Below are 7,492 nucleotides of genomic sequence, written 5' to 3'. Positions count from 1 at the left end.
GAAGAGCAGAAGCCCGAAGGGCGGTGTCGTGAAGCTGATCTCCAATGCCAGCAGCATGATCAGCGCGAACCAGACGAGGTCGAAGCCGAGGCTTTCGGCCAGCGGGAAGAAGATCGGCACCGTCAGCAGCATGATCGAGATCTGCTCCATGAACATGCCGAGCAGCAGCAGCACCAGGAACATCGCCGCCAGCATCCAGAGCGGCGCGAGATCGAAGCCCGTCGCCCAGTCGATGAGCCCGGAGGAGGCGCCGGAGAAGGCCAGAAGCTGGCTGAAGGTCGCCGAGCCGAAGACGATCAGGTAGGCCATGAGCGTCACGCGCAGCGCGCCGGTCACCGATTTCGTCAGCGCCTCCCACGTGAGACAGCGAAAGGCGAGGCCGAGGAGGACCACCCCGAGCGCGCCGAAGGCCGCGGCCTCGGACGGCGTGGCGAGCCCGAAGAGCATCATCAGGACGACCACGACCATGACGCCGGCCATGGGCACCACGTCGCGCAGCACGAGGCCAAGCTTCTCGGCGAGCGGCACGGGCGGCAGGTCGTAGACCGGCGCGCCCTCGGGGTCGAGGCGCGTCTGGACCCAGATCAACCCGACGTAGAGCGCCGCGAGCACCAGCCCCGGCACCACCCCCGCGATCAGGAGCGCGCCCACGTCGATCTGCGCGAGCGTCGCCAGCAGCACCGCGAGCGCCGAAGGCGGGATGATGATGGCAAGCCCGCCGGTGCCGAGGATCGGGCCGATCGAGAACTTCGCGCGGTAGCCGCGGCGCTGCATCTCGGGGACCATGAGCGAGCCGAGGAGCGCGGTGGAGCCCATGGACGAGCCCGAGAGCGTGGCGAAGCCGGTGCCGCCGAGCACGGTGACGTAGGACAGCCGCCCCGGCACCCGGCCCAGAAGCCGGTCGATCGCGTTGAACATCCGCGCGCCGAGCCCGGTGTGAAAGAAGAGCTCGCCCATCAGCAGGAAAAGCGGGATCGGGATCAGCGCGAAGCGCGAGAGCGCGCCGAAGCCGTTGTCGAGCATCAGCACCACCGCGCCGAAGCCGCCCATGAAGACCCAGGCGCCGGCGATGTTGGCGGCGAGGAAGGCGATCGCGACCGGCATCCCCAGCGCCATCAGGACCACGATGGTCCCGATGAGGAGCGCGAGCGCCCAGTACCATTCCATCATTCGTGGATCCCCGCCTCGCCGCTGTGCATCAGCTCGCGACCGAGCGCGAAACGCGCGAATTCAATCGCCATGAGCCCGAAGGAGACCGGGAAGGCGATGGTGAGCCACCATTTCGGCGTGAAATAGGCGCGCACATCGAAGTTGCCGCGCGCGATGTCCCGACTCACCAGCTCGTACCCGGCGTAGGCGAGGAGCAGGCAGACGGCGACACAGCCCCCTGCCACGACACGCGAGAGCCACGCCTGCGCGCGGGTCGGCAGCATCGCGGTGACAAGCTCGACGTGGACGTGCCCGCGCCTGCGCACGAGCCAGGGCGCGCCGAGCATCGTCAGGTAGAAAAGCCCGTACTCCCCGGAAAGGAAGAGCCACGGGAAGGGCTGAAGCCCGAGATTGCGCATGGTCACCGAGATCAGGATCGAGACCATGAGCCATACCAGGAGCATCCCCGCGATCAGCGCGAAGGCGTTCAGCAGGCCGTCGTAAAGCCGCAGCACGAGCTTCATCGCGCGCCTTTCCGCTCGGGGTGGGCGCGGCGCCGGACCGGCCGGCGCCGCGGAACATGGGCTGCGTTCAGCTGCCCGGGTCCTTGGAGGGATCGTAGAAGGCCTCGATCAGCGCGTCGTAGTGCTCGAGCCCCATGGGGTGCTTGTCCATCTGCTCGCTCATCCGGTCCCAGGTCTTCTGCCGGGCGGAGTCCAGATAGCTCTGCGCCGCCTCGCCCTCGAGCGTGACGACCTGCATGCCGCCCTCTTCCAGTTCGGCGAACTCCTCGTCCCGCAGCTCGGCCAGCGCCTCGGCGCTCGTGCGCTCGTGCTCCAGCGCGGTCTCGGTGAGGATGGTGCGCGCCTCTTCGGAGAGCCCCTCCCAGCTGTCGAGGTTCACGATCACGCCGAGGTCGGTCGAGAAGAAGTCGGGCTCGATCCGGTAGTTGACGAAATCGTCCCACTTGAGATCGAGGAGGCCGATCTGCGTCCAGCCGGTGGCGTCCACGATGCCCCGCTCGAGCGCCGAGTAGACGTCGGTCGTGGGGATGTCGATGACGCTCGCGCCGAGATACTCGGTGAAGAAGGCGTTGTAGACCGGGTTACCGCGCAGCTTCCAGTCCGAGACGTCGAGGTTTCCCTCGGCGTCGAGCATGGGCTCGTCGACGGTCCAGAGGTTGTAGCTCACGCCCGAGTCGAACCAGCCGAGGTATTTGACCCCCATCTTCTCCTGGTGGATCTCGTCGATCAGGTCGAGGCCGCCGGTCTCGCGCGCTTCCGCTGCGGTGACGTTAGACGCCACGAGCGCGTCCTTCTCGGGCAGCGCGCCGGCATAGAAGCTGCCGGGGCTGTAGACCATGTCCACCACGCCGTTGCGGACGGCTTCGGGCTGCTGGAACATGCCGATGGCTTCCGGCCCGCCGCGCACCTCGATGCGCACCACGCCCTCGCCCGCCTCGTTCACCTTGTCGACGAACTCGAGGAAGGACTGCGTGTAGACCAGCGTTTCCGGAAAGGCGTGCACGGCCGAGAGCACGTCTTCCGCCGCGGCGGGCGCGGCAGCGAGCGCGCTTCCGGCGATGAGGCCGGCCCTGATGGTGAGCGTCATGGCGTCGTCTCCTTCTGTTTTTCCCGGGCCTCGCGGCCCCTCCCTGTGGCGGGCGCGCCGTCTCAGCGCGCCCCCTGATCCCGCGCCGCCCTCGGCCAGAGCCAGGGGCGGGCGGCGGCGAGCGTCGCGCGGTGCGCGGCGATCGCCTCTTCGTGGCGGCGGGTGACGTCGATGTCGTCCCAGCCGTTCGCCAGTTTCTCGCGCTGCGCCTCCGACAGCGCGAAGGCGCAGGAAAGCCCGCCGAGCGTCACGGCGCCGGCGTCGATGTCGACCTCCGCCTCGAGCGGGCCGGCGGCGAGCGCGGCGAGCAGTCGCTCGGCGTCCTCGGCCGAGACCTGCGCGGGCAGGAGGCCGTTGTTGACCGCGTTGCCGGCGAAGATGTCGCCGAAGCTCGGCGCCACCACGGCGCGGAAGCCCGCGTCGATCAGCGCGTAGACCGCCGCCTCGCGCGAGGAGCCGCCGCCGAAGTTGCGCCGCGCCACCAGGATCGAGGCGCCGGCGGCCTCGGGGCGCTCCAGCGGAAACTCCGGGTCGGGCCGGCCCTCGCCGTCGCGGCGCATGTCGTGCAGGAGATACGCGCCGTAGCCCGCCGCGCGCGGGCGCGACATGAAGCGCGCCGGGATGAGCTGATCGGTGTCGATCCCCTCCACCGGCAGCGCCACGGCGAGCCCGTCATGCCGGGTCCAGCCCCTCATGCCGCGCGCGCCTTCAGGAAGGGGCGCGCATCGGTCAGCGTGCCGGTGACGGCGGCCGCGGCGGCCATGACGGGCGACATCAGATGCGTGCGCGCGCCCGGCCCCTGCCGGCCCCGGAAGTTGCGGTTGGTGGTGGAAGCACAGCGCTCGCCCGGGGCCACATGGTCGCCGTTCATGCCCACGCACATCGAGCAGCCCGACTCCACCCAGTCGAGCCCCGCCGCGCGGAAGATCGCGTCGAGCCCCTCCTCCTCGGCCTGCCGCTTCACGGCGCTCGAGCCGGGGGAGACCGTGCCGGGGACGCGCGCGCGGTGCCCCTCGAGCACGGCCGCGGCGGCACGCAGGTCTTCCAGACGCGCGTTGGTGCAGGAGCCGATGAAGATGCGGTCCACCGGCGTCCCCTCGAGCGGCCGGCCGGGGACGAGCCCCATGTAATCGAGCGCGGCGCGGATCTTCTCGGCGCGCGCGGGGTCGGCCTCCTTCGCCGGGTCGGGGACCGTGGCGGTGATCGGCGCCGCGTCCTCCGGGCTCGTGCCCCAGGTCACCACCGGCGCGATCTCGGCGGCGTCGAGCGTCACCTCGCGGTCGAACGCTGCACCCTCGTCCGAGGCGAGCCCCGCCCACGATTCCATGGCCGCGTCCCAGTCCGCGCCCTGCGGCGCAGAGGCGCGCCCCGCGAGCCAGTCGAAGGTGGTCGCGTCCGGCGCGACGAGCCCCATGCGCGCGCCGCCCTCGATCGACAGGTTGCAGAGTGTCATGCGCCCGGCCATCGACAGCCCGCGCACCGCGCTGCCCGCATATTCCACCGCGTGCCCCCGCGCGCCGTCGGCGCCGAGCTTCGCGATCCAGGCGAGCGCCATGTCCTTGGCGCCCACCCCCGGCGCCAGCGCGCCGTCGATCGTCAGGCGCATCGCCTTCGGCCGCTTCTGCCAGACCGTCTGCGTCGCCAGCACATGCGCCACCTCGGTCGCGCCGATGCCGAAGCCGAGCGCGCCGAAGGCGCCGTGCGTCGAGGTGTGACTGTCGCCGCAGACCACGAGGCATCCCGGCAGGGTCAGCCCGGCCTCGGGGCCTGCGACGTGCACGATCCCCTGACGCGGATCGTGCAGGCCGAAGAGAGAGAATCCGTGAGTGGCGGCGTTCTCTTCCAGCGTCCGGACCATGCGCGCGATGTCCGGGTCGGCGATCGGCCGCTCCCGGTGGCGCGTGGGCACGTAGTGATCGGCCACCCCGAAGGTGAGGCCGGGCTCGGCGACCGGCAGCCCGCGATCCGCGAGCCTGGCGAAGGCGTGGTGCGAGCCCTCGTGCACGAAATGCCGATCCACCCAGAGCAGATCCTTGTCGCCCGCGGAGGTGACGACATGCGCCTCCCAGAGCTTGGCGAAGAGGGTCCGCGGCGCGATCATTCCGCGGCCCCCTGCGTCATTGCCGCCGGCGCCCAGTGCCGCGCCTCGCCCGCGCCGACGCGGTCGAGCTCCATGCGCAGGCGGAAGCGGTCGGGGCGGTAAAGCGCCGAAAGGTGCTCGACCCCGCGCCCGTCCTCGTCGCGCACGAGGCGGGTGAGCGAGATGAGCGGCGCGCCCACCTCGACCTCGAGCGCCTCGGCGACCTGCGGCGCGGCGAGCGTGGCGCTCACCTCCTGCTCTGCATGGCCGATCCGCACGCCGCCCCGCTCCATCAGCCGCAGGAGCGGCGTCGTGGCGAGGTCGGCCTCGGAATAATTCGCCGCGATGTCGGCGGGGACATGCGTCGTGAGATGCGAGAAGGGCATCCCCTCGATCAGGCGGACGCGCACCGCGCGCTGCACCCGTCCCTCCGCGTCGAGGCCGAGCGCGCGCGCCACCGGCGCGGCGGCGCGGGTGTAGGAGAAATCGATCAGCCGCGCCTCGGTCGTCTGCCCCATCTCGACGAGCTGCGGCATCAGCGTGGCCAGATCGCCGGCGAGGCGCACGCCGTCGCCGGGCCGCGCGCGCACCACCGTGCCGCTCCCGGCGCGGCGCTCGACCACGCCCTGCGCCTCGAGCGCCTCCAGCGCGCGGCGAATCGTGACCCGGCTCACGCCGTAGTCCTCGGCCAGCCGCAGCTCCCCCGGCAGCGCGGCGCCGGGCGCAAGCGCGCCGCGTGCGATATCCTCCTGCAGGAGCAGGAAGATGCGGTGCGCCTTGCTGCCTTCCGGCAGAGTGCTGCGATGACGGTCGTCCGGCACGCTCGGCCCTCCTTTGGCCGCGATGGTTAGCCGTGAATCATGAGGATGCAAGAATTTTGTCTCTTCCGGGTCGAGTTTTTTGTTCTTTCCTTGCGCGACAAGCTGTCCTATTCATAATACAGGTTTACGGACAGGATCCTGCGATGCCAGTCGTCACCATCACTCTTCTGGAAGGCTACGATGCCGCGACGCGCGCCCGTCTCGGCACGGCGCTGACCAACGCGGTCGCCGGCGTACTCGACGCCGCGCCGGAGGCGGTCACCGTGCTGATGCCCGAGCTCGACCCGGCGAGCTACATGCGCGGCGGCGCGACGCGGCGCCCCGGCCCGCCGCGGCCCGACCCGGCGGAGATGGTGCAGAGCTTTCTGACCACGATGGAGGCGCGCGACCTCGACACCGCGCGCGCCATGCTCGCGCCCGGTTTCACGATGACCTTTCCGGGCGCGCAGCGGATGACGACGCTGGAAGAGCTCGTCGCATGGTCGCAACCGCGCTACCGCTTCGTGACCAAGACCTACGAGCGGTTCGATTCGCTCCAGGACGGGCAGACCTCCATCTGCTACTGCTTCGGCACGCTGTCGGGCGAATGGCTCGACGGCACGCCCTTCGCGGGTATCCGCTTCATCGACCGCTTCGAGATCGAGGGCGGCCGCTTCACCCGGCAGGACGTCTGGAACGACATGGCCGAGGCGAAGGCGCGCGGCGCATGAGCCTCGATCCCATCACCCTCGCCGTGCTCGCCGGCCGCATGGAGCAGATCGCCGACGAGATGGACGCGACGCTCTTCCGCGCGGCCTTCAACCCGATCATCGCCGAGGCGCACGACGCCTCGCACGGGCTCTACCACGCCGAGACGGGCGAGACGCTGGTGCAGGGCAAGACCGGCCTGCCGATCTTCGTGGGCGTCATGGCCTTCGCCGTGAAGGCTGTAATCGACAAGGCGGCCGAACAGGGCGGCCCCAACGACGGCGACGTCTGGATCTTCAACGACGCGCACATGGGCGGCACGCACCTCAGCGACATGCGGCTCGTGCGCCCCTACTACCGCGACGGCAAGCTCTTCTGCTGGCTCGCCTCGGTCGGGCACTGGCACGACGTGGGCGGCGCGGTCCCGGGCAACTACAACCCCGCCGCGACGGAGGCCTTCCAGGAAGCGGTCGTCATCCCGCCCGTGCGCCTCGTGCGCGGGGGCGAATGGCAATCGGACGTGTTCGACATCCTGATGCGCAACACGCGCCTGCCGATGTCGGCCGAGGGCGACCTGAACGGGCAGTTGGGCGCGCTCGACCTCGGGGTGAAGCGGCTCGACGCGCTGCTCGACGAATACGGCGCGCCGACCGTGCAGGAGGCGCTCGCCGCGCTCGGCGACCGGGCCGAGACGCTGCTGCGCCAAGAGGTCGCCGCCCTGCCCGATGGGCGCTGGGAGGCGGAGGATTTCCTCGACAACGACGGCATCGCGCCGGAGGCGCTGCCGATCCGCGTGGCGCTGGAAATCGAGGGCGAGCGCCTGCGCCTCGACTTCGCGGGGACGGCGGGCGGCGTGGCGGGGCCGATCAACATCGCCCGACCCACGGCGATCGCCTGCGTCTACGTGGCGATCAAGCACCTCTTCCCGAGCCTGCCTGCCAACGCGGGTGTGCTGCGGCCCATCGACATCGCGATCCCCGGGGACTGCCTCCTCTCGGCGGAATTCCCGACGCCCACGGGCGGCTACACGGAGACGATCCTGCGCATGATCGACGTGATCTTCTCGGCCGCGGCCGAGGCCGCGCCGGAGCGCGCCATCGCCAACGCCTACGGCACGATCAACGCGCTCTCCATCGCGGGCAAG

The 7,492-nt window shown here is 70.7% G+C and carries 8 protein-coding genes; 2 read left to right on the top strand and 6 right to left on the bottom strand.

The window, feature by feature from the left end; genetic code table 11:
* The 6 genes from ACESL7_RS10620 to ACESL7_RS10595 form a co-directional block, all read right to left on the bottom strand.
* Nucleotides 1-1,167: TRAP transporter large permease (locus tag ACESL7_RS10620; RefSeq protein WP_372893298.1), on the bottom strand; the 1,167-nt coding region annotated here is incomplete at its 3' end.
* Nucleotides 1,167-1,673 (bottom strand): TRAP transporter small permease, encoded by a 507-nt coding sequence (locus ACESL7_RS10615; protein ID WP_372893297.1) that lies wholly within the window; start codon nucleotides 1,671-1,673, stop codon nucleotides 1,167-1,169. The genes ACESL7_RS10620 and ACESL7_RS10615, both read right to left, overlap by 1 nt.
* 67 nt (nucleotides 1,674-1,740) lie before the next feature.
* Nucleotides 1,741-2,760: a TRAP transporter substrate-binding protein DctP gene (dctP, locus tag ACESL7_RS10610; protein WP_372893296.1), complete on the bottom strand. Its 1,020-nt coding sequence runs from the start codon at nucleotides 2,758-2,760 to the stop codon at nucleotides 1,741-1,743.
* Nucleotides 2,761-2,822: 62 nt separating this feature from the next.
* The gene (gene leuD / locus ACESL7_RS10605; RefSeq protein ID WP_372893295.1) at nucleotides 2,823-3,455 is read right to left on the bottom strand and encodes a 3-isopropylmalate dehydratase small subunit; all 633 of its coding nucleotides are present in this window, start codon (nucleotides 3,453-3,455) and stop codon (nucleotides 2,823-2,825) included.
* Nucleotides 3,452-4,861: a 3-isopropylmalate dehydratase large subunit gene (gene leuC / locus ACESL7_RS10600; RefSeq protein ID WP_372893294.1), complete on the bottom strand. Its 1,410-nt coding sequence runs from the start codon at nucleotides 4,859-4,861 to the stop codon at nucleotides 3,452-3,454. Before leuC ends, leuD begins: the two co-directional genes overlap by 4 nt.
* Entirely contained in the window at nucleotides 4,858-5,661 is an 804-nt protein-coding gene (locus ACESL7_RS10595) for a GntR family transcriptional regulator (RefSeq protein WP_372893293.1), read from the bottom strand. Before ACESL7_RS10595 ends, leuC begins: the two co-directional genes overlap by 4 nt.
* 143 nt (nucleotides 5,662-5,804) lie before the next feature.
* Between ACESL7_RS10595 and ACESL7_RS10590 the strand changes: the two genes are divergently transcribed.
* Nucleotides 5,805-6,371, top strand: a complete 567-nt coding sequence (locus ACESL7_RS10590; RefSeq protein WP_372893292.1) for a tautomerase family protein — start codon at nucleotides 5,805-5,807, stop codon at nucleotides 6,369-6,371.
* A partial coding sequence (locus ACESL7_RS10585) for a hydantoinase B/oxoprolinase family protein (RefSeq protein ID WP_372893291.1) occupies nucleotides 6,368-7,492 on the top strand: 1,125 nt, incomplete at its 3' end. The genes ACESL7_RS10590 and ACESL7_RS10585, both read left to right, overlap by 4 nt.

It is taken from the genome of Rhodosalinus sp. (assembly GCF_041685465.1).
In the GTDB taxonomy this organism is placed as follows: domain Bacteria; phylum Pseudomonadota; class Alphaproteobacteria; order Rhodobacterales; family Rhodobacteraceae; genus Rhodosalinus.
The sequence above is the reverse complement of the archived record's forward strand: the minus strand, read 5'-3'. Positions and strand labels throughout refer to the sequence as shown.

Excerpts from the sequence above, each read along its gene's own strand:
- ACESL7_RS10615 (WP_372893297.1), bottom strand. The coding sequence starts at position 1,673 with ATGAAGCTCGTGCTGCGGCTTTACGACGGCCTGCTGAACGCCTTCGCG.
- dctP (WP_372893296.1), bottom strand. The coding sequence starts at position 2,760 with ATGACGCTCACCATCAGGGCCGGCCTCATCGCCGGAAGCGCGCTCGCT.
- leuD (WP_372893295.1), bottom strand. The coding sequence starts at position 3,455 with ATGAGGGGCTGGACCCGGCATGACGGGCTCGCCGTGGCGCTGCCGGTG.
- leuC (WP_372893294.1), bottom strand. The coding sequence starts at position 4,861 with ATGATCGCGCCGCGGACCCTCTTCGCCAAGCTCTGGGAGGCGCATGTC.
- ACESL7_RS10590 (WP_372893292.1), top strand. The coding sequence starts at position 5,805 with ATGCCAGTCGTCACCATCACTCTTCTGGAAGGCTACGATGCCGCGACG.